Consider the following 21,852-nt stretch of genomic DNA (forward strand, 5'->3'; position numbering starts at 1 on the left):
CCAAATATATTTCATAGTAATAAACTATACAACAGTATTTTACCTGAAATTTTTAGGGGGTTTTCACTGTTTGCTTCATAGGGAAAACCCTTTTAAACTTATAGGAAAATTCCTATTATCATAGGGGGTTTTCCCTGTTTATTAGCTTCAAAAAGCACTTTTTTGATTGTTTTTACTACATTCGTTCCTATTAACTTCTAAACCATTAACAATTATGTCAAAGCCATCAAATTGTATTACCGTCGTTCAAGCGAGGCAACTACAGGATAACTGGGTAGCAACACGTGCGGTAGATATTGAGCGCGCAATGGGTTCTGCGGATACTCGTGAATTTTTGTTCAGCGTTGCGGAACTTGAGCAGTTTTTGAATTACATAAAAAATAGTTCCAGCATGGGGCCGCAGCCTGGCGTGCGTATTTATTTTGGAGCGTATGATAATGATGCTTCAGACAAAGCGACCGTATTTTTAGCTCCAACTTTAGGCATTACGGAAGGTTCACCAAATAATTATAATTTGGAGCCTTTGAATAAAAGTATTGGTGGCCATCCTCCGAAAAATTATTAACTGGGGTGTTGGCAATATTAATTATACATCTTCTCGAGTTTTTAGCATTTCTCGCTGGGCTTTTCTATTATTTTAAAAATAAATCCAGACCAACATATTACTTGGTTTGGTTTTTGGGAATTACCGTTTTTTTTGAAATTTTCGGATGGTACGTAGTATTGATAAGTAATGGTCCTTTATATTTTTTAAAAGACACTGTTTTTGATAGTAATTACTGGTCATCAAATATTTATTCCATAATAAGTTATTTGTTCTATATTAATTATTTCAAATGGTATCTATCGTCTAAAAACTCCATACATATTCTCAACCGTGTATCTGTTGTTTTTCTGGCAGTTAGTATTTTGGAAATTTTATTTTCCAAAGGTTTCTTTGTAAAATTTATGCCAATTTCCAACATTCTTGGAACATTACTAGTTTTCTTAAGTATAGCTTTTTACTATTTGGAACTGTTAAAAAGCGACCATATCCTCCAAGTGCATAAAAGTTTGCCGTTTTATGTTTCGGTTGGAGCATTGATTTTTCATCTATGTACTACGCCTTTATTTCTATACAGCGCTTATTATAGCAATTCTATTGACCCTGGCTTTGTCAGTTTATATAGACAGGTTATCTTTGGAACTAACTACTTACTATACTCTATCTATATAGCCGGATTTTTGATATGCTTACGGAAAAAGGACCCTTACTTCCTCAAGAAAAACTTTTAATAGTTTATTTTATTGCTGTACTGTTGTTCTTTACAATCTTTGCGATTACTGTTGTTATAGCCTTTCAGCGTAGAAAAAATAGTTTTCTAAAAGAACGTTATGAAGCAGAGCAGCGGTACCAGCGTGAACTTGCCGATTCAAAGATTGAAATCCAAGAACAGACACTAAAAAACATTGCTTGGGAACTTCACGATAATGTAGGGCAATTACTATCTGTAGCGAACATTCAGCTGAATGTATTGATGAGTACCGTTCCCGAAACCTATCACAACCAAATAAAAGAAACAAAAGAAGTGGTGCAGGAAACGGTTCAGGAAATACGCTCCCTTTCCAAAGTGCTCAATAATGATGTAGTTCTTAAAAATGGATTGTTGGCCTCGCTGCAAGTTGAGCTAGATAGATTTAAGCGGCTGGGTTATTTGGACGCTTCCCTAAAAATATCTGGAGACATAATACCCTTAAATAGTTCCAGCGAAATAATTATCTTCCGTATTCTTCAGGAGTTCCTTTCAAACGTCATTAAACACGCCAAGGCGTCAAAATTATTCGTACATTTAGATTATAAAGAAAGGGCGCTTGCTGTAACCGCGGTTGATGATGGTGTTGGTTTTAATACTTCAGTAAAAACCGACAGTTCGGGAATGGAGACCATGGGGAGTCGGGCAGCACTTTTGAACGCAGATTTTTCAATTGTTTCTGAAATAGGAAAAGGCACTGAATTATTTTTAAGTTATCCTTATAAAAATACAATATGAACCCAGAAGGAAAACACACAGTTGCGATTGTTGATGATCATTCTCTCTTTGCACGTTCATTGGAAAAACTTATCAATTCATTTTCAGACTTTAAAGTGGTTTTTCATGCAAAAAATGGGGTGGAACTGCAGAAAAAAATTGAGAAAAGAAGTGTCTTGCCTCAGTTAATTCTTCTCGATATTAATATGCCGGTTATGGATGGTTTTGAAACTGCAGAATGGCTCACCCTAAATCATCCCGAAATAAAGGTTCTAGCCCTTTCCATGGAAGACGATGAGCAAACCATTTTAAAAATGTTGCGAAAAGGCGTAAAAGGCTATTTGCTCAAAGATATCCAACCACAAATCTTGAATACCGCCCTTAAGGAATTACTTGAAAAAGGGTATTACCATTCCGAAAAAGTTTCAGAAACCTTGTTGCATTCACTAACTCCCGATGAGGAGGGCAGGATCATTGATTTCAAAGAAAACGAACTTACATTTATAAAACTTGCTTGTTCAGAGATGACCTATAAGGAAATAGCAGACATAATGGATCTAAGCCCAAAAACTATTGATGGTTACCGTCAAGATCTTTTCAAAAAGCTAAAAATTAAAAATAGGGTAGGACTGGTCATTTTTGCTCTGAAAAAAAACCTGATTCAGCTTTAATAACAGGCATTCCAAATAGAATCTTCTGGTGGAGGAGCTTCTATGCTAATTTCTTCTTTCTGCACGGGATGAATCAATGAAAGCTTTTTTGCGTGAAGATGAATACTTCCATCCGTGTTACTTCTGTCAAATCCATATTTTAAATCTCCTTTTATTGGGCAACCAATAGCTGAAAGTTGTGACCTAATTTGATGATGCCTCCCAGTTTCTAAATTTACTTCCAGCAAATAGTAGTTGTCTAGTTTTTTTAGAAGTTTATAGTGAAGTACTGCTTTTTTACTCTCTGGCACTTCTTTAATGTGCGCGTAGGATTTATTTTGTTTCGGATTCCTTTTTAAATAATGCGTAAGTGTATCTTCTGTATTGGGTGGAGCGTTTTTCACGATTGCCCAATATATCTTTTCGGTTTCCCTTTCAGAAAACATTTTGTTCAAACGCGCCAATGCTTTAGAAGTTCTGGCAAAAACAACAATCCCACTAGTGGGACGATCCAAACGGTGAACTACCCCAAGATACACAGCGCCAGGCTTGTTATATTTTTCAGCAATGTATTCTTTTACAACTTCGGAAAGAGGCATGTCGCCCGTTTTATCGCCTTGTACAATATCTCCTGGGCGTTTGTTTATAACAATTAAATGATTGTCCTCAAACAAGACTTGAAGATTGTCTTTTGTGCTATGTAGATTGGATTGTTGGATAATTAGATTGTTAGATTGTTGGATTGCTGGATTGTTGGATTGTTGGATTGCTCGATTGTCGGATTAGTCTAAAAATCTAATTATCCAACAATCTAAACCATCTAATACTGTTCGCTATCATTCGGAAAATCGCCGCTTTTCACATCTGTGCTGTATTGACTGAAAGCATTTTTCATTTCTGTGTATAAATCGAGATATCTACGCAGAAAACGCGGATTAAATTCGTGTGTCATCCCAATCATATCGTGAGTTACTAGAACCTGCCCGTCCACATCATTTCCAGCACCAATGCCAATTACGGGAATGCTAATTTTTTCGGCAACTTCTTTAGCCAACTTCGCTGGAACTTTTTCTAAAACAATGGCGAAGCAGCCTGCTTTTTCAAGCAAGAGCGCATCTGAAATTAATTTTTCGGCTTCTTCTTCCTCTTTGGCTCTAACAGTATATGTTCCAAACTTATAAATGGATTGGGGTGTTAAACCTAAATGTCCCATCACAGGAATTCCAGCATTTAGAATTCGCTTTACAGATTCTTTTATTTCCTTTCCACCTTCAAGTTTCACAGCGTGACCACCACTCTCTTTCATAATCCTGATAGCAGAGCGCAGTGCTTCTTTTGGATCACTTTGATAGCTTCCAAAAGGTAAATCTACCACAACTAAACTTCTTTCAATGGCACGAACCACCGAAGCGGCGTGATAAATCATTTGGTCTAGCGTAATAGGCAAAGTAGTTTCATGACCAGCCATTACGTTTGATGCTGAATCACCTACTAAAATCACATCTATGCCTGCGCTATCCACGATTTTAGCCATTGTAAAATCATAGGCGGTGAGCATGGATATTTTTTCGCCTTTCTTTTTCATATCTACCAAAGTCTTGGTGGTGATACGCTTGTATTCTTTTTTGGCTGTTGACATATTTCTTAAAAATGAATATATTGAAGTGTAAAAATACTATTTTTGAGTAGTAACCAATTAAATTTTTTAATTATGAAATATACATTGTTTTTTTTATCAATGTTTATGAGTATTGTAGGCTTTTCTCAAGAAGCATTGTCCACTGCTAATGGAAAGATAATTGTTGATATTTTTATGGATGGCTATCAAGCGGGCGATACTTTAAAGATGAAATCTGTTATGCATGCAAATATGACTATGAATCGTGCATATTTGAGTAATGAACAGGAAAATATTTTGATATTTATTAAATCTTCAGATTTACTTAAATATGCAGCAACAACTGGAAAAGAGCAGGTATGGGAGGAGAAACTTACCGATTATATTGTGAACAGCGACGGCAATGTTGCTCATGTTTGGGCCTCCTATGAATATTTTAAGGATGGAAAATTCAGCCATTGTGGCGCAAATTCTTTTACATTAGTCTATACGGATGAAAGCTGGAAAATTTTGAATATTATAGATTCCATACGCATTGGGAGCTGTAATAAAGAATAAATTCCTTCTTTAACAATCGCTAATATTCACTTGAACGGCTAATCCACCTTCACTGGTTTCTTTATATTTTGAAGTCATATCCTTTGCAGTTTCCCACATAGTTGCAATCACTTTGTCAAGTGGAACTTTTGCTTTGGAAGGGTCGCTGTCCAAAGCCATCTCACAAGCGTTAATAGCTTTTATAGCACCCATTGCGTTTCGTTCAATACACGGAATTTGAACCAAACCGGCAATGGGATCACAGGTCATACCAAGATGGTGCTCCATTGCAATTTCACTTGCCATAAGGCATTGTTCGGGAGTTCCGCCCATTAATTCGCAGAGGGCTCCGGCTGCCATAGATGATGAAACGCCAATCTCTGCCTGGCAACCGCCCATAGCTGCAGAAATGGTAGAACCTTTTTTGAAAATACTTCCAATTTCACCCCCGGTGAGCAAAAACTTACGAACGTCGTCAAAATTGGCGTCATGATTTTCTATGACCATATAATACATCATCACGGCAGGCATTACACCTGCACTACCATTAGTGGGCGCAGTAACCACGCGCCCCAATGAAGCATTTACTTCGTTCACAGCGAGGGCAAAACACGAAACCCATTTCAGGATTTGACGAAATTTTACTTCGGTGTTTCTTATGGCACCAATCCATTCTTCGGCATTCGTGTATTTGTGATCGCCAATAAGATTTTTATTCATAGCGAATGCTCTTCGGGTAACGTTTAACCCGCCAGGTAATGTTCCCTCGGTGTGTGCTCCCACGTACATAGAATCCAGCATTACGTTCCAGATTTTCTGTAGGCCGTCGTTTATTTCAGCTTCACTTCTTAGGAATTTCTCGTTTTCGAAAACTATTTCTGAAATGCTTTTACCTTCAGCTTTGCAATATGCCAAAAGTTCTGTCCCTTTTTCAATAGGAAAGGGGAACTGAGCAAACTTTGCCAGCTTTATTTTTTTGCGTATTCGTTCTTTTTTCACGGTAAAACCACCGCCTATGGAATAAAACGATGAAGATTTTTTGGAGCCATTTTTCAGCGTAGCTTTAAAGGTCATTCCGTTTGGGTGAAACTCCAAAAACTTTCTGTTGAAGATGATATTTTCTTTGGGAAAGAATGGAACTTCCAGTTCGCCATTCAGTTTCAGTTTGTTTTCTGAATTGATAAAAGCAATTTCTTTTTCTATGTTTTCAATAGGAAATGTTACAGGATCAAAACCCGTAAGACCCAGCATCAAAGCGAGATCGGTAGCGTGACCTTTTCCGGTGAGCGAAAGGGAGCCGTACAGATCCACTGAAATTTCAGCTACATCTTCAAACTGGTTTTTCTCTTTCAGTTCACCAATCCAACGTAATGCCGCGCGCCACGGTCCCAAAGTGTGCGAGCTCGATGGCCCAACACCTATTTTCAACATATCAAAAACACTGATACTTTCCATTCAAAATTCTTTTAAAAACAAAGATAGCATCTTATTTAATTCTAAATAATGAAATTAGAATTATGAATTTATTTTTAGAAATCATGGAACCTGAATTTTACCTTCTCCTATTCGGCAACAATGGCGGCGGAGCTCCCGTAAATGGATTCCAGCGGCCAATGCTCTTGGCTTCCATGCCCGCCGCACGCATTACGGCACGGTCGCCGTAGCGATCCCGCATCTTGTCCATTGCGTGATAGAGATTGATTATTTTTTCGTTGTCGTCAAAGAGGTCTATTTGAAATCCGCCCTCTACCAAATGGCTGAGCCGCACGCCCACCATACGCACCAACAGTCTGCGTTGGTACAGTTTCTTAAAAAGTTCCATTATCACAGGAAGAATCTTATGGTCTGCCGAGCTGTACGGTATTTTTTGCTGAATGGTATAGGTTTGAAAATCTGAATACCTTATTTTGAACGTTACGCATGCAGTAAGTTTATTGCCGCGCCGAAGTTGGAAAACCAGATTTTCTGCCATTGCGATTATAATTCCTTCCAGTTTTTTTACATCGGTAGTATCGCGATCAAAACTGCGTTCGGTGGAAATGGACTTTCGTTCGGTATATTGCTCCACGGGTGTATTGTCTATCCCGTTGGCCTTTTGCCAAATGGTCTGCCCGTTTTTTCCGAAAACCTTTGCCATCATTTCCACCGGCATTTCCTGTATTGTTTTTATCTGTTTTATGCCAAGATCGCATAAAGCGCGATAGGTAACTTCACCCACCATAGGTATTTTGTTTACGGGTAAAGGCGAAAGGAAGGGTTTTTCTGTACCTTTTAAAATGTGGATTTGATTGTTGGGTTTTGCTTCACCCGTAGCTATTTTTGAAACCGTCTTATTTACCGAAAGCCCAAAGGAAATGGGCAATCCGGTTTCTTTTATAATGCGCTGTCGTAATTCCGAAGCCAATTTTTCGCATCCGAAAAACTTATCCATCCCCGTTAAGTCGATGTAAAATTCATCTACTGAAGCTTTTTCATAGAGCGGCACACTTTCTTTGATGACATCGGTAACGTTTTCTGAAAACTTACTGTAAGTGCTGGCATCACCGCGAACCACGATCGCTTCGGGGCATAATTGGCGCGCCAGTTTCATCGGCATTGCAGAGTGGATTCCAAAAGTTCTGGCTTCGTAACTGCAGGAAGCCACCACGCCTCGGTCAGTCGTACCACCAATCAATACGGGTTTTCCTATCAATTTACTATCCAGCAAGCGTTCGCAGGACACAAAAAATGTGTCCAAATCCATGTGTACTATGTTTCTTTTGTCGTTCATAACAGATTTGAGACGTGAGACGTTAGATTTGAGATAAAGGATTTAGGTTATTGTTTTTTCTCTGCGTTCTTTGTGCCTTTGCGGTGAATATTAAACCACAGAGGCACAGAGAACACAAAGTTTTACGGCATATGTTTCACTGTCTTGCGTCTATTATCCGTAACAGTTTTGTCTTTGCCATCCGAGTTTTTTAAAACGGTTGCAGAACTATATCTCGGATCCTGAATAATCGCCAATCGTTCCATTTTTATAACTTCAATATTTATACAGTCAAATTCCTCAATTACTTTTCCGGTGATACTGTAAATTCCTTTTCCGCGGAAACGATATTGATTGGCCACCGGAGGAAAATGCACCGTATCCACAAAGTCGCCATTGCGGTCCACAAAAGTGCCGAAATACATTTGCTGTCCATTGGTGGTTTTTGTTCGTTTTGTAGTGACCAAATAACCTTCAATAGTCACCGTTTTTCCTGTGAAATTAGGAAGATGCGTTGCACGAACTTTATTTTCTGAAGCTACCGAGAGCAATTCAAAAGGACTGCACAACGGAAAACCCAGCAGTTCCATTTCATCAAAAGCACCTTCGAGCGCGGTGTGCGGTAGGGAAGGGGTTTTGTAATCAATCTTTTTTTGTTTGAAAAGTGTGTAAACATTTTCCTCAAAACTCACTTTGTTTATTTTCATATAGGCTTCCCAAAGCAGTTCGCGTTTATTTCTTCCGGTGAACCTAAAAGCATTTATTTTTATAAGGATTGTCACTTGTTCCATCCCGATAGAAACGCGTTCCAAAAAATTGTCTAAGCTTTCAAAAGCACCGTTTTTATTGCGTTCGGTTATTATTCTATCAATAAGTTTTGATTCCAAAGACTGCAAAAAATCGAAGCCTATATAAATATCTTTTCCGTCAATAATAGTTGCGCCGTAACCTTTGTTGACGCAGGGTTGCAAAATATTTGCGCCATGCATCCGCGCTTCGTGAACGTAAAGCTCCACACTGTAAAAACCGCCGCCGTTATTGAGCGTAGCGACCATATATTCCAACGGAAAATAAGCTTTCAAAAAAAGACTTTGGTAGCTTTCAACAGCATATGAAGCGGAATGGCCCTTCGCAAAAGCATAGCCTGCAAAGCTTTCAATCTGTCGCCAAACCTCGGTGGTAAATGCTTCCGCTTTTCCGGAATTTTTACAATTGTTAAAAAATTGATCCTTCACCTTTTGAAATTCCTCCCGCGAACGGAACTTGCCGCTCATTCCACGTCGCAGCATATCTGCCTCGCCCAAATCCAATCCGCCAAAGTGGTGCGCAACTTTTATCACATCTTCCTGATAGACCATTACGCCATAGGTTTCGGGCATAATTTCCAGCAAAACGGGATGCGCTTCCTTTCTTTTTTCGGGGAAACGATAACGCAGAATATACTCGCGCATCATCCCACTTTTTGCAACGCCTGGGCGAATCACGGAACTCGCCGCCACCAAGCCCAAATAATCATCCACTTGTAATTTTCTAAGCAACATCCGCATTGCCGGCGATTCCACGTAAAAACAGCCGATGGCTTTTGCATTCCGCAGTAAATCCTTGATGCGTTCGTCTTCCTTAAAACGTTTTATATCGTGAATATCAATAGGTTTTTTTTCGGGATGGTTTTGTTTTACAATCTCCACGGCATCCTTTATTTTACCCAATCCACGCTGACTCAAAATATCGAATTTATAAAGACCGATATCTTCGGCAATTACCATATCAAACTGTGTAGTAGCGTAGCCTTTTGGAGGCATAAATGTGGCGGTGTAATAATGGATTGGTTTTTCCGAAATCAAAATTCCGCCAGCGTGGATTCCTAAATAATTTGGAAAACCCTGAATATATTGGCTGTAAACAATCACCAATTGCGAAAGTTTATCCAGCGTTTTAAAGTTGCAATCCTGGGTAGAAAGTCTATCGATCTCTTCTTTTGGCAAGCCGAAAACTTTCCCCAATTCCCGCACCGACGCTTTAAATTTAAAAGTATTGTAAACCGCGATAAGCGCAGTATTCTTAAAAGTATTGAAAATAAAATCGGTAATATCGTTGCGATCCTGCCACGAAAAATCAATGTCGAAATCGGGTGGGTTTTTTCGATATAGGTTTATAAATCGCTCAAAATAAAGGTCGAGTTCCACGGGATCAACATCTGTAATTCTAAGTAAATAAGCTATAATACTATTGGCGCCACTGCCGCGGCCCACGTAGAAATAGCCTTTGCTGCGGGCGTATTTCAGTATTTTCCAATTGATGAGAAAATAGGAGACAAACCCTTTTTCTTTTATTATTCCCAATTCCTTTTCCATCCGCAGCATCACGCGTTCGCCCGGACGTTTGTAACGATAATGAATTCCGGCATAAGCCAATTTTTTCAACAATCGAAAATCCAGATCTTCACTTGTAGTATAGGATTTTTGGTTGCAAGTGGTTTCCTTTGAAAAATTAAAGGAGATATAACAACGGTTCAAAAGGTTTTCAGTGTTTTTAATAAGCTGCGGAAATTCCTCAAATGCTTTTTTTAGTTTTTCTTCGGAAATAAATACGTCGTTTTCGCTGGCTTGTTCGGAAGTTGGCAATTTGCTCAGCAAGGTGTTGTTGTCAATCGCCCGAAGTAATCGGTGGGTGTTGAACCCTTTTTTATTCTGAAAAGTTACCGTTTGGAGAATGACCAGTTTGCTCTGCTTATCTTTCCAAGGTGAAAATTTTAAACGATTGATATCGTCCATTCTTACTCCGATAAATTCATTTTCCGCAAGGGTTTCGCCTTCAAAAGAAGCGAATGGGTAAATTACGAATGTGCTGGGAAGCTGCTTTGCTTTGGAAGGAATTTCAGCGTTTTTGGTTCCTTGGCGCTGATGGAGAAATGCTGACAGATATTCATTTATATTCTGAAAGCCTTCATTGTTTTCAGCTAGCATTATGAAATGTTGTTTCGCATCATTTCGGAAATCGACGCCAATCACTGGTTTCACGTTATATTCCGAAGCAATTCGGATAAATTCCAAACAAGCGGAGGTGGAATTAATATCTGTAAGTGCCATAAAAATAGCTCTATTCTGTTGGCCTAAACTCAACAAATCCCTGATTTTCAAGGTTCCGTAACGGAGGCTATAGTATGTGTGGCAATTCAAAAACATCTGTGTTGGATTTATTCCAAAATTATGGAATATTTCCAACAACTAAAACAAATTACAAATAAAAAAATCCCAAATCCCAAGATTATTTTTTGGAATTTGCGATTTGATATTCGTTGCTTTTTCTTCTAAATAGCCGTACTGGTTATCCCTCCATCAACAACCAGATTTTGGCCGGTAACATAAGATGATTTATCCATCGCAAAGAAAGCGATTACACTTGCCATCTCGTCAGCTTGGGCAATGCGCCCCATTGGCGTATGTTTTAAAACCGGATCAATACGCTCTTTTAATTTTAAAAGATCGCTGGTCAATGGTGTTTCGGTAAACCACGGCGACATTGCGTTTACGCGAATTCCGTCTTTTGCCCATTCCGTAGCCAAGTTTTTGGTTTGCATAATTAATCCGGCTTTGGACATTCCGTAGGGCGAACCGGTTTTTGTGTCCATTACGCCAGATACTGAAGCTACATTCACAATGGAAGCATTCCCGGATTTTTTCAGAAAAGGATATAATTTTCTACTCAAGAGAAAAGGTGCGGTAAGATTGATGCTGATTATTTTTTGGTATTCTTCTTCGGAATATTCCACCGCAGCTTTTCGGATGTTTATACCCGCATTATTTACCAAAATATCTAAAGTATCCCAACGTTCTTCCACTTCGGAAAAAATGGCTTCGATGCTATCCTTTTCTGAAATATCGCCCACAATTCCATAAGCTTTGTGGCCGTCTTTTTGAAGCTCTTTTTCAAAAGCATTAACTTCTTTTTTATTCCGGGCGGTAAAAATTACTTCCGCGCCAAGCGAAAGGAATTCCAAAACCGTTGCTTTTCCTATTCCTTTGGTGCCACCAGTTATGACGACTTTTTTATTTTTTAAATTCCACATATTCAGTATTCAGTATTCAGTATTCAGTATTCAGTTTTCAAAGAGCGCTTCGACTGCGCTCAGCGTGACATATTTTATGGAACCAATACAACGCGGAATCTTGCTTTGTTGTCCATCATCCTTTTAAACGCTTTTTCCACATCGTCCAATTTATAGGTTTCAATCATTGGTTTGGTGTTGGTGAGTGCGCTGAAATTCAGCGTGTCCTCGCTATCAATCGCAGTTCCGCTGGGCCATCCGGAAACGGATTTTCTCTTTTGGAGCAACTGCATTGGCGAGACTTCGATTGCATCTCCCGTGGCGCCGATGCAGATTAACTGTCCGTCAATTCCCAAACCGTCAATCACTGCGCTAATGGCATCGGCGTGGGGGGCGGTTGCGACGATAAGTTTAGCACCACCCAATTTTTGGAGTTCTTTTACGGCATCTTGTTTTTCGGTATTTATATAATGGTGAGCGCCGAGATCTTTTGCAAGTTTCTCTTTATCGTCAGAGTGGGAGAGGGCAACGGTGCGCATTCCCATTTTGTTTGCGTATTGAACAGCGAGATGGCCGAGACCTCCAATTCCCTGTACTGCCACCACATCTCCGGGGCGAATGTTACTGTTTCGCATCGCGTTGTAAACTGTGATGCCGGCACATAAAAGTGGCGCGGCTTCTTCACTTGATAATTCTTTGGGGATGTTTGCCACGGCTTCCTGTGGAGCGCACATATATTCTGCATAACCGCCATCATAAGAAATTCCGGCGACTTTCGCATTTTCACAATTTATAAAATTTCCTCTTCGGCAAGGTTCGCAAGTAAAGCAATGACCTCCATGCCAACCAACGCCAACACGCTGTCCTTTTTTCCAGTTCTTTACGTCTTTACCCGCTTTTTCAACAATTCCTACAACTTCGTGGCCGGGAACGCGTGGATATTCAAGTCCGGGAAAACCACCTTCTTTTACAAAATTGTCGCTGTGGCAAATTCCGCAAGCTTCTACTTTTATTAATACTTCGTTATCTTTTGGGGTGGGTTTGTCCATTTCTACTATTTTGAAATCGGCTCCGGCTTTTGGTACTTGTACTGCTTTCATATTTTGAGTTTATGTCCCGATAGCTATCGGGATTGTGAGTTTTCTGAGGATTTTAAAAGTACGAATTGTGAGTAAGTTTTTGTTTTAAGAGAACGTTAATTCCTAAAATGAAGACTATATAATTCTAAAGTTGGAGTGTAGTCAGGATTTGCCTGAGTTATAGAAGACGCTAACGTGTAGCGCTGAAATATGAAGTATTCAACGAATCTAATAAAACAATAGAGTTGAGTTAAAGGCCGACACGACTTAGGGGCACACCCAAGTTCTTATAAAAATCCTGCTTTTCTGACAGCTTGTCATAATCCGTGTGCTGGCACAATCATTGTCTTAAACAGACCGTAAATAAAAAAGAATAGATTCCTTCGCAATGCGCTTGTAGCGATTGTTCGGAATAAATAATAACAATAAAAAATTAAAAAGATGAGTAAAATAATTGGAATCGACTTAGGTACAACCAACTCCTGCGTTGCCGTAATGGAAGGTAGCGAGCCAACGGTTATTCCTAATGCCGAAGGAAAAAGAACAACTCCTTCCGTAATTGCATTTGTGGAAGGTGGCGAAATTAAAGTAGGAGATCCCGCTAAAAGACAGGCGGTAACAAACCCTACAAAGACCATCAGCTCCATAAAAAGATTTATGGGGAACAAATATTCAGAATCAAAATCTGAAGCGGAACACGCAACCTATAAAGTTGTAAAAGGTGATAACGACACCGCCCGTGTGGACATTGACGGACGTCTTTACACTCCACAGGAATTGAGCGCTATGATTCTTCAGAAAATGAAGAAGACTGCTGAGGATTACTTGGGTCAGCCAGTAACTCGTGCGGTAATTACGGTTCCTGCATATTTTAACGACAGTCAGCGTCACGCAACTAAAGAAGCCGGTGAAATTGCTGGTCTTAAAGTAGAAAGAATTATAAACGAACCAACCGCAGCAGCACTTGCATACGGTCTTGACAAAAAAGGAATCGACCAAAAAATTGTGGTTTTTGACTTTGGTGGTGGTACGCACGATGTTAGTATCCTTGAATTGGGCGACGGCGTTTTTGAGGTACTTGCGACTGATGGTGATACCCATTTGGGTGGTGACGATGTTGACCAAAAAATCATTAATTGGTTGGCAGATGAATTTAAAGCAGAAGAAGATTTTGATCTTCGCAAAGACCCAATGGCACTTCAGCGTTTGAAGGAAGCTGCTGAAAAAGCGAAAATTGAACTTTCTTCTACTACGCAAACTGAAATCAACTTGCCATACGTAACGGCTACTGCCAGCGGACCAAAACACTTGGTAAAAACCTTGACACGCGCAAAGTTTGAGCAATTGATAGAACCTCTTGTAAAAAGAACCATTGCGCCTTGCGAAAAAGCAATGAAAGCTGCTGGATTGAGCAAAAGCGATATTGACGAAATAATATTGGTAGGTGGTTCCACCCGTATTCCTGCAGTTCAGGAAGCTGTAGAAAAATTCTTCGGAAAAAAGCCTAGCAAAGGTGTAAACCCAGACGAAGTTGTGGCCGTAGGTGCTGCAATTCAAGGTGGTGTTTTGACCGGAGATGTGAAAGACGTACTACTTTTAGATGTTACCCCACTTTCACTTGGTATTGAAACTATGGGTAGTGTAATGACCAAATTAATTGAGGCCAACACAACCATTCCTACCAAGAAAAGCCAGGTATTCTCTACTGCGGCAGACAATCAGCCGAGTGTTGAGATTCACGTATTGCAAGGTGAGCGCCCAATGGCAAACGATAATAAGACAATCGGTCGTTTCCACTTAGACGGAATTCCACCATCTCAGCGCGGTACGCCACAAATTGAAGTAACGTTTGATATTGATGCCAACGGTATCATTAAAGTAAGCGCTACCGATAAAGCTACCAATAAAACGCAGGATATCCGTATTGAGGCTTCTTCTGGACTTACAGAAGATGAAATCAAAAAGATGAGAGCCGATGCAGAAGCAAATGCTGAAAACGATAAGGCCGCGAAAGAAAAAGTGGATAAATTGAACGAAGCTGATGGCATGATCTTCCAGACTGAAAAGCAACTGAAAGAGTTTGGTGAAAAATTATCTGACGATAAAAAGAAACCAATCGAGGATGCTTTGGAAGAACTGAAAAAAGCGTACGAAACCAAGGAAGTTGAAACCATTCAACCCGCTTTGGATAAAATAAACGAAGCTTGGAAAACCGCTTCTGAAGAAATGTACAAAGCCCAAGCGGACGGCCAACAAGGCGCTCCAGAGGGTGATGCTTCACAGGATGCTGGAAAAGCTTCTTCAAACGGAGAAGAAAACAGCGATGTTGAGGATGTAGATTTTGAAGAGGTGAAGTAAGCTTCCAGAAATAGATTAATTTGAAAACCGCAACCTGAGAGGGTTGCGGTTTTTTTGTGATCAAAATGGTTTAAAAATTATTGAATCTCTTTTTGAACATATGCCAGTAATGCGGTTTCATCCAACTTAAGTAGTTTTTCTAGTTTTCTACTTTTAGTTATTCCTTTCCCTACATTTTCCGAATATATTTTTAGTACACATTTTACACCTGCAAGATTGCCCATAAGCTTATTGCTTTTTTCGGATGGATTTTCTATTGCATATTTTATCCAGCCTCCTAAATATGCAACTAATAAATCTGGGATATCTATAGTTAAACCTGTTTGAAATTCTCCTAAATCTATTGTTATATCTGGTACACCGGTAATCCACTGAAGTAGAAATCCATTCACCTGTTTTCTTTTAGCTGATTGTTGGTTTAAAGGTGTGTTTTCTAACCAAGTAACCGCATTTACCACATCGGTTTCATAGTTTTTGTAGTCTTGGCCATTGTTTAGGATAACATTCTTTGGCACCTGAAATTCTTGGGCTATCAATGCAGTGTTCGCTGTTGTTACCAAGAGAATAAAAGCTATTGTTTTAATGATTTTCATAAAAATAATTTTGAATGTTAATTTTTTCTATATTGGAAATATAGTGAATAGAATTAAAATTTTGCCTGAACGAATTTGGAAAATGGTTTGTTTTGGAAAATTATAAATTCAAAAGCCGCAACCTGAGAGGGTTGCGGCTTTTTTAATTAGAATAACATTTTTTTAAATATTTTCTCCATCCATACCACAAAAAGAAAATCATCAAGCCGTCGGAAATGGGAGGAAGTTAAAAAAGCTTAGCAATAATTTAATCGACTTCGGTTAATCTTTCTCAGTGAATGTTCTTCGATGCTTTGGGGAGCTAAAAAAAGTGAAAAGCCACTAACCGTTATTAAATATGGTCAATGACTTTTCTGTTTATGGTATCTGCGCAATAAATATAAATTGCAAATTAGATTGGCGGTAAAATAGCCGACAATACACCCGCGAAGCCACAGTCTTCTGTAAAATTGAGCGAGCCGTTACCGAGTAGTTGTAATGTTACTGTGCAATTATTCACGCAGCCTGCAGTAACGGTTTCTGAATAGGTATAAGTATTGCCAACTTGAGACATCAAGGTCAAAGAGCCTATGCAAAACTCGTAGTCCACTGTCCCGACGGAAAAGTCGCAAGCCATGTGTACTGCTATGTTATAGATATTTCCATTAGAGTCAATACCCTTTCCCGCCCAATCAAGGGTGCCTTGAATGTCAGGGTTTTCATCATAACAATCAATCAAGACCGAACATAAATTTTCCTGATTGAAATATCCATCGCCGTCCAGATCTATGGCATCGCCATGGGCCCTTTGGGCTGGAATGGCATTAACATTTACGTTGATTAGATGCCCATTATGGCATACGTAAACTTTGCCAGCATTTTTATCTTGTTGCCAGTTGTAGCTCGTTTATTTGGTCTGGATTGCCTTCTTTTTCGCAAGCAATGACCAAAAATACGCACAGTAAAACAAATACATAGTTTTTCATAATATAGAGTATTTAAGGTTAATTACGAATCATACTATTAGTTCCAACCGTTCATTCCGGGAGAAATCAATACAAGTTTATCTACGTTTTGGGGATATTTCAAGGTATAATCCACTGAAAGCATGGCACCCCATGAAAGTCCTACCAAACTGATTTTGCCAAGTTTGAGATGGGTGCGCAATTGTTCAATAATTTCATATCCATAAAGCTCCTCTCTTCCATTCCGCGTGTTGCCGTGGCCCAGGTCATCAAAAATAATGGTTTTGAATCCGTTGTTGTTTAAATAGGTTACTTGGTTATTCCAAATGTCGTGGTCCAAATAGCCGCCGTGTATTAAAATTAAAGATTGACCACTTCCCGACGTTTCAAAATAAATCTTGTGGTCTTTTATATTGAGATAACTCTGAACCATTTGTTCCGGACGTAAAGCCTGCCCAAATGCGGTAAATTCCTGAAACATTAAGGTCAAAAGAAGTAAAACAATGAGTTTCATGTTTTCAAATATTAGAAGCGTATTTCATATAATATTTATTAAATCGAAGTTTCGTCTATTTATCCGAAAGAATAATACAATTGTATCGCCGTACAAAAAGAAACAACCCAAACCGTGAAATCGCAAACAAACTTTAAAATTAAACAAAGAATTATAATTATTTAGTCATCTATGAAGTATCTAGTTGATAGTTGGATGCTTACGTTGTATCTTTAGGTACATTCTGAGAACGAAATACTCACTAAAGTGTACTAATTTAAAACTTACTATTATGAAAACTATTATTTTAAAAAGACTTTCCGTTGCGGTTCTGCTATGTTTTTTGATAGTTTTGGCACCGACGGTAACAGCACAGGCACTAAAAAATCATGTGGAATTTAAAGGAAAGATTACAGACGGTAATACCCAAGATCCCCTTGAGGCGGTAAGTATAAATTTGAAATATACCAATATCAACACAATCAGTAATGTGGACGGAAATTTTGTGTTAAAGGTACCAGAAAGCGCAACCGATGGCACCTTGGTATTAACACTATTGGGGTACCAACCAAAGGAGGTAGCCATTAAAACACTTTCCAATAAGCAGAACATGATTACCCTGAACCCCAAAATAACGCAACTTTCGGAAGTGAATATTGCGACTTACATCAATGCGGAAGCCTTAGTAAAAAAAGTTTTTGAGAAGAAAGCCCAAAACAATTTGAACGATCCTGCGGTGATGACAGCTTTTTACAGGGAAACCATCAAAAGACGCAATCGGAACGTTTCGCTTACCGAGGCGGTGGTAAATCTTTATAGACAACCATATATGTCCAATTCCAAAGACGTGATTGAATTGCACAAGGCCAGAAAAAGCACGGATTACCGCCGTCTGGACACGGTGGCCTTCAAACTGCAGGGCGGGCCATTCGCGGCCTTATATCTCGATGTGATGAAATATCCTGAATATCTGTTTACAAATGAGACTATTGCCAACTATAACTACAACTTCGAGCCACCAAGTACTATTAACAGCAAACCGGTGCTTGTAGTTTTATTTATTCAGAAAGAAACATATGGCGATGCCTATTACAAGGGAAAACTGTTTATAGATGCCGATACACTTGCCCTGACCAGCGCGAGCTATAGTTTGGTGATTGTGGACAAAAAAGAAGCCAGTAAGCTATTTGTAAAAAAGAAACCCAATGACATCAATGTTTATCCATTAGAAACTTTTTATCACGTAGACTATCGCGAAAAGGATGGAAAATGGTATTACGGTTACAGCAATATGCAACTGACCTTTAAAGTGGACCAAAGAGGGAAACTTTTCAATACCACTTATACCTTGGCCACCGAAATGGCGGTTACAGATTGGGAAAATAATACCAGTGGAACAAAAGGACAAATTGAAAAAAGATTGAAACCCACGGTGGTAATGAGTGATGCGGTTTCCGGATTTTCCGATCCGGATTTTTGGGGCCCCTATAACGTTATCGAACCCGAGGAATCCATAGAATCGGCAATCAACAAAATTCAGCGCAAGCTGGATAGAAACAAAGGCTGAACATCTTTATATATTGGAGTGTGCATAAAAGCGATTAGAAAAATTTATATAAAATTGGAGCGATCCGCAAAGTCCGCTCTAATTTTATAAGCTCGTTCTTTAATCAACAATTAACCATTTTGGTGTTTTGAATTATTTTAAAAATAGAATTTTTTTGTGTGACTGATTTTCTTTTGCGGTACCAATTCGTCATATACAACATTGAAGTCAAACCCAAAAATGCCCTCCTTGGTTTCCATTCGGAAAAATAGCTTGCCGCCCACGCGTAGATCGTTCGTGTCTTTTGGGCAATGCCAATCGTCACCGGAAAAGTTCCATTTGGTAATGTGTTCGGGTTAGTTCTAGTATTCCCAAACTTTTTGGGAATCTGCATTTATTGAATTTTCCACGGTAATTTTTATTGCACTTATACTATTCATATTTTATTTTCCTTTTAAAAACTGAGACAAATTATGTTTTCAAAAACTGAACAAGGGGAGTGATAAACTCTTGAAAAGCTTCAATATGTGGCAAGTGGCCAACGTCGGGTATTTCAACCAACTCAGCATTTGGAATGGCATCACGTGTCTTTTTGCCCAATTCATTATAAAGTCCCATCGTTTTCCGAACTTCTTCTGAGACTAATGGTTTTCCCAAAGCGGTTCGGTCACGTGTACCTATGATCAAAAGTGTGGGAACTTTAATATTTGGAAATTCATACACCACGGGTTGGGTGAAAACCATCTCATAAGTTAAAGCTGCATTCCAGGCTATTAAAGGATAATTCTCGTTTAGCGTCCAACCTGCCAAGAGTTTTACCCACGGCTCATATTCAGGTTTCCAGTTTCCATCGTAATAGCTTTCTTTTTGATATGCTTTTATTTTATCGTAATCTTTTTCAAGTTCGCTTTTATACCACCAATCTACATTTTTATAGGGCACTTTTAGCTTCCAATCTTCAAGTCCGATAGGGTTTTCAAGAATCAATTTTTCAGTGGTTTCTGGATACATCAATGCGAAACGCGTTGCAAGCATCCCGCCCATTGAATGACCAAGAACGGCTATTTTTTTGATTCCCAAACTGTCTAGTAACATTTTGGTGTTTTCTGCCAATTGCTGAAAAGTATATTGAAAATGTTCGGGCTTTGATGATTTTCCAAAACCTATTTGATCTGGTACCACTACGCGGAATCCTTCTTTTGTAAGTTGATTAATAGTAGTTTGCCAATAAGCCCCATTAAAATTTTTTCCGTGAAGCAACAGAACATTTTTTCCATTATAGTTTTCGGGCATCGCATCCATATACCCCATTTTCAGATTTTGCTGCTGATTTTCGACGTTTATGAAAGAAACTTCAAAAGGGTATGTATAATTCTCAAGATTTATTTCCAGTTTCTCAACTTTATCATTTTGAGCCGAAATAGTTATTGAATAAATAAGCAGTAGAAAAGTAGATAGTATTTTTTTCATAACAATTTAAAGTATTGATTTTCTCTAAAAGTAAATGTTATGAGCAGCAATTAATATTAAGGTTTTAATAAAAAAAAGAGCGACCCTAAAAGAGTCGCTCCATTCAAAAGCTTGTTTTTTAACCAAATATTAAGCTTTGAGGCTTTTGGAGTGGGTGGGGGCCACTTGGTTCAAAAACCTGGGGCAATCTACGAATAATTTCTAAACTATCAATGTATTTTAACGATTAAATCTGTTTTTGGTCGTGTTCCAAATAATAAGCGACCCTTTCGGGTCGCTTGGAAAATGAGGAAATAGAATAGTGTTAATCTTCGTTTTCGTCCCGCTCCACAGCTATTATGGATTGGGCTGGTTGAATTTGTGGGGAGTTATTGAATAAATCTATTTTTGCTCCTGAGTTAGACAGTAATACCACCGAAAAATCATCGGGATTGTTAAAATTATTCTCTGCTACCATGAGCTGTTTTAGGTTTTGACAACTGGCCAATCCTTGCGGTAATGCTCCATATAAATCGTTGTCAAAAACATTAAAGACTTCAATTTGCTTAAGGTTGCTAAGATTTTCGGGAACGGTTCCGCTTAATTGATTGCTGCTTAAATGCAATTGTTTAAGGTTTGAAAGATTTCCCAATGATTCTGGAATGCTTCCACTCACTGCTGTGCCGTTTATCGCCAAAACCTCCAATTGAGGCAGATTTCCCAACTCAGCAGGTATAGAACCAGAAATAGGATTGAATGATAATTCCAGTTTCTCCAAGCTTTTTAACTGTCCTAGAGAAGCAGGCAAAGTGCCGTTTAGGTTGTTGAACAAAAGGCTTATACCAATTATTTTGTTATTCTCGACCGTAACGCCGTACCAAGTTTCAACTGGTTGTTCCAGATTCCATTGGTTGTTCCATTTTAGTCCGTTGGTCGCAACGTATAGATCTAAAAGAACTTGTTTTTCCTGTTTGCTCACTTGCGCAATTGCGAGTGACGCTATCAAAAAACATAAGCAGGTTAGTGTTGCCTTTTTCATAGTTTGGGGCCATTAATTATTAAAGCTTAGTAAAAGAAAGCTAAAAGAAGTTAAAACCCAAAATTATTCGATGAAATGCACAAAAACCGATAAATTATTTTGAAATTGTTAAGAGAGCCGTTTTATTCACTTCATGAACTCCATCAAACACTTCAATATTTAAGCGATCTTGGAAAAGTTTAAAGCCTTTTAAATGTTCCTCTGTTTTTCTGGCCTCGGTAATGAATTGGTCCTTATTTCCGTAGAGATAAATTACCTGAGCAGTTGGTTTTAAAAACTCAAAATCCTGTGGCTGCAATTCATTAGGGATTCCTCCAGAGTGCAGCACTAATTTATCGCACTGGATTTTTCGGCTGGCCACCCAGCGCGTTGCAATGGAAACTCCCTGCGAGTACCCCAAAACAATTAAATTTGGAATTGCTCCTGAAACTTCCTTTTCAAAAACTGTATCCACATAGTTAAGTATATTTTTCGTTTCCAATTCTGTATTTTCCCGCGTAAGCCAAGAAGCGCCCACGTGTTTAAAGGCCTTATCTTGATAGTATTTTGAAGGTGCTTGTGGAGCAATAACATAATTTTCTTCTTTATCCAATTCAGAAAAATAATTGATGAAATACTTGCTCAAATAACCCATTCCGTGGAAAACCATCCAAATATTCTTTGTTTTTGGAGTTAATTCATTGATTGTGTGATACGTATTAATAGTGGTGTAGGTAGCTTCTTTTTGGGTGCTCATTTTG

20 protein-coding genes are annotated in these 21,852 nt (G+C 38.8%); 6 read left to right on the top strand and 14 right to left on the bottom strand.

What is annotated here, in order from left to right; genetic code table 11:
* The first annotated feature begins 214 nt into the window (after positions 1-214).
* The 3 genes from ESV24_RS07330 to ESV24_RS07340 all read left to right on the top strand — a co-directional run bounded on the left by ESV24_RS07330 (position 215) and on the right by ESV24_RS07340 (position 2,680).
* A complete protein-coding gene (locus ESV24_RS07330; protein WP_111815733.1) occupies positions 215-565 on the top strand; it encodes a hypothetical protein in 351 nt (116 codons plus the stop codon).
* A 664-nt stretch (positions 566-1,229) separates the two neighbouring features.
* Entirely contained in the window at positions 1,230-2,030 is an 801-nt protein-coding gene (locus tag ESV24_RS07335) for a sensor histidine kinase (RefSeq protein ID WP_111815735.1), read from the top strand.
* The gene (locus tag ESV24_RS07340) at positions 2,027-2,680 is read left to right on the top strand and encodes a response regulator transcription factor (protein WP_111815736.1); all 654 of its coding nucleotides are present in this window, start codon (positions 2,027-2,029) and stop codon (positions 2,678-2,680) included. Before ESV24_RS07335 ends, ESV24_RS07340 begins: the two co-directional genes overlap by 4 nt.
* Here the strand turns inward: ESV24_RS07340 and ESV24_RS07345 are convergent.
* A complete protein-coding gene (locus ESV24_RS07345; protein WP_235004008.1) occupies positions 2,677-3,333 on the bottom strand; it encodes an RluA family pseudouridine synthase in 657 nt (218 codons plus the stop codon). The two genes, ESV24_RS07340 and ESV24_RS07345, sit on opposite strands and share 4 nt — an antisense overlap.
* Positions 3,334-3,479: 146 nt before the next feature.
* A complete protein-coding gene (gene panB, locus ESV24_RS07350; protein WP_111815738.1) occupies positions 3,480-4,298 on the bottom strand; it encodes a 3-methyl-2-oxobutanoate hydroxymethyltransferase in 819 nt (272 codons plus the stop codon).
* 72 nt (positions 4,299-4,370) lie between these two features.
* Here panB and ESV24_RS07355 point away from each other — a divergent pair, with 72 nt between their 5' ends.
* Positions 4,371-4,835, top strand: coding sequence for a hypothetical protein (locus ESV24_RS07355; RefSeq protein WP_146743147.1), 465 nt, complete (start codon positions 4,371-4,373; stop codon positions 4,833-4,835).
* A gap of 9 nt (positions 4,836-4,844) precedes the next feature.
* On the opposite strand, the gene ESV24_RS07360 is transcribed toward ESV24_RS07355, so the two are convergent.
* The 5 genes from ESV24_RS07360 to ESV24_RS07380 form a co-directional block, all read right to left on the bottom strand.
* Positions 4,845-6,269 carry an L-serine ammonia-lyase gene (locus ESV24_RS07360; RefSeq protein ID WP_111815740.1) on the bottom strand — a complete coding sequence of 475 codons (1,425 nt, stop codon included), beginning with the start codon at positions 6,267-6,269 and terminating at the stop codon, positions 4,845-4,847.
* 97 nt (positions 6,270-6,366) lie between these two features.
* On the bottom strand, positions 6,367-7,584 hold the full coding sequence (gene dinB / locus ESV24_RS07365) for a DNA polymerase IV (protein ID WP_111815741.1): 1,218 nt from the start codon (positions 7,582-7,584) through the stop codon (positions 6,367-6,369).
* Between the two features lie 122 nt (positions 7,585-7,706).
* Positions 7,707-10,748: a DNA polymerase III subunit alpha gene (locus ESV24_RS07370; protein WP_111815819.1), complete on the bottom strand. Its 3,042-nt coding sequence runs from the start codon at positions 10,746-10,748 to the stop codon at positions 7,707-7,709.
* Between the two features lie 125 nt (positions 10,749-10,873).
* Positions 10,874-11,632: an SDR family oxidoreductase gene (locus tag ESV24_RS07375; protein ID WP_111815742.1), complete on the bottom strand. Its 759-nt coding sequence runs from the start codon at positions 11,630-11,632 to the stop codon at positions 10,874-10,876.
* Positions 11,633-11,706: 74 nt separating this feature from the next.
* A complete protein-coding gene (locus ESV24_RS07380; protein ID WP_111815743.1) occupies positions 11,707-12,711 on the bottom strand; it encodes an alcohol dehydrogenase in 1,005 nt (334 codons plus the stop codon).
* Between the two features lie 420 nt (positions 12,712-13,131).
* On the opposite strand from ESV24_RS07380, the gene dnaK reads away from it, so the two are divergent.
* The gene (dnaK, locus tag ESV24_RS07385; protein ID WP_111815744.1) at positions 13,132-15,048 is read left to right on the top strand and encodes a molecular chaperone DnaK; all 1,917 of its coding nucleotides are present in this window, start codon (positions 13,132-13,134) and stop codon (positions 15,046-15,048) included.
* Between the two features lie 77 nt (positions 15,049-15,125).
* On the opposite strand, the gene ESV24_RS07390 is transcribed toward dnaK, so the two are convergent.
* From ESV24_RS07390 to ESV24_RS07400, 3 genes are all read right to left on the bottom strand, one after another.
* Positions 15,126-15,641, bottom strand: a complete 516-nt coding sequence (locus tag ESV24_RS07390) for a hypothetical protein (RefSeq protein ID WP_111815745.1) — start codon at positions 15,639-15,641, stop codon at positions 15,126-15,128.
* 391 nt (positions 15,642-16,032) lie between these two features.
* Positions 16,033-16,359: a hypothetical protein gene (locus ESV24_RS07395; protein ID WP_111815746.1), complete on the bottom strand. Its 327-nt coding sequence runs from the start codon at positions 16,357-16,359 to the stop codon at positions 16,033-16,035.
* A 284-nt stretch (positions 16,360-16,643) separates the two neighbouring features.
* The gene (locus ESV24_RS07400) at positions 16,644-17,099 is read right to left on the bottom strand and encodes an alpha/beta fold hydrolase (protein ID WP_111815747.1); all 456 of its coding nucleotides are present in this window, start codon (positions 17,097-17,099) and stop codon (positions 16,644-16,646) included.
* A gap of 271 nt (positions 17,100-17,370) precedes the next feature.
* On the opposite strand from ESV24_RS07400, the gene ESV24_RS07405 reads away from it, so the two are divergent.
* Entirely contained in the window at positions 17,371-18,645 is a 1,275-nt protein-coding gene (locus ESV24_RS07405; RefSeq protein ID WP_111815748.1) for a carboxypeptidase-like regulatory domain-containing protein, read from the top strand.
* Positions 18,646-18,782: 137 nt separating this feature from the next.
* Here ESV24_RS07405 and ESV24_RS07410 read toward each other — a convergent pair whose 3' ends face one another.
* From ESV24_RS07410 to ESV24_RS07425, 4 genes are all read right to left on the bottom strand, one after another.
* Positions 18,783-18,971, bottom strand: a complete 189-nt coding sequence (locus ESV24_RS07410) for an SRPBCC domain-containing protein (RefSeq protein WP_235004016.1) — start codon at positions 18,969-18,971, stop codon at positions 18,783-18,785.
* Positions 18,972-19,095: 124 nt separating this feature from the next.
* Complete coding sequence (locus ESV24_RS07415; protein ID WP_200829523.1) at positions 19,096-20,094, bottom strand: alpha/beta fold hydrolase; 999 nt, start codon at positions 20,092-20,094, stop codon at positions 19,096-19,098.
* A gap of 304 nt (positions 20,095-20,398) precedes the next feature.
* Positions 20,399-21,079, bottom strand: a complete 681-nt coding sequence (locus tag ESV24_RS07420; protein WP_170227872.1) for a leucine-rich repeat domain-containing protein — start codon at positions 21,077-21,079, stop codon at positions 20,399-20,401.
* A gap of 127 nt (positions 21,080-21,206) precedes the next feature.
* Positions 21,207-21,848 carry an alpha/beta hydrolase gene (locus ESV24_RS07425; RefSeq protein ID WP_111815751.1) on the bottom strand — a complete coding sequence of 214 codons (642 nt, stop codon included), beginning with the start codon at positions 21,846-21,848 and terminating at the stop codon, positions 21,207-21,209.
* Positions 21,849-21,852: the final 4 nt, after the last annotated feature.

It is taken from the genome of Aequorivita lipolytica (assembly GCF_007997135.1).
In the GTDB taxonomy this organism is placed as follows: domain Bacteria; phylum Bacteroidota; class Bacteroidia; order Flavobacteriales; family Flavobacteriaceae; genus Aequorivita; species Aequorivita lipolytica.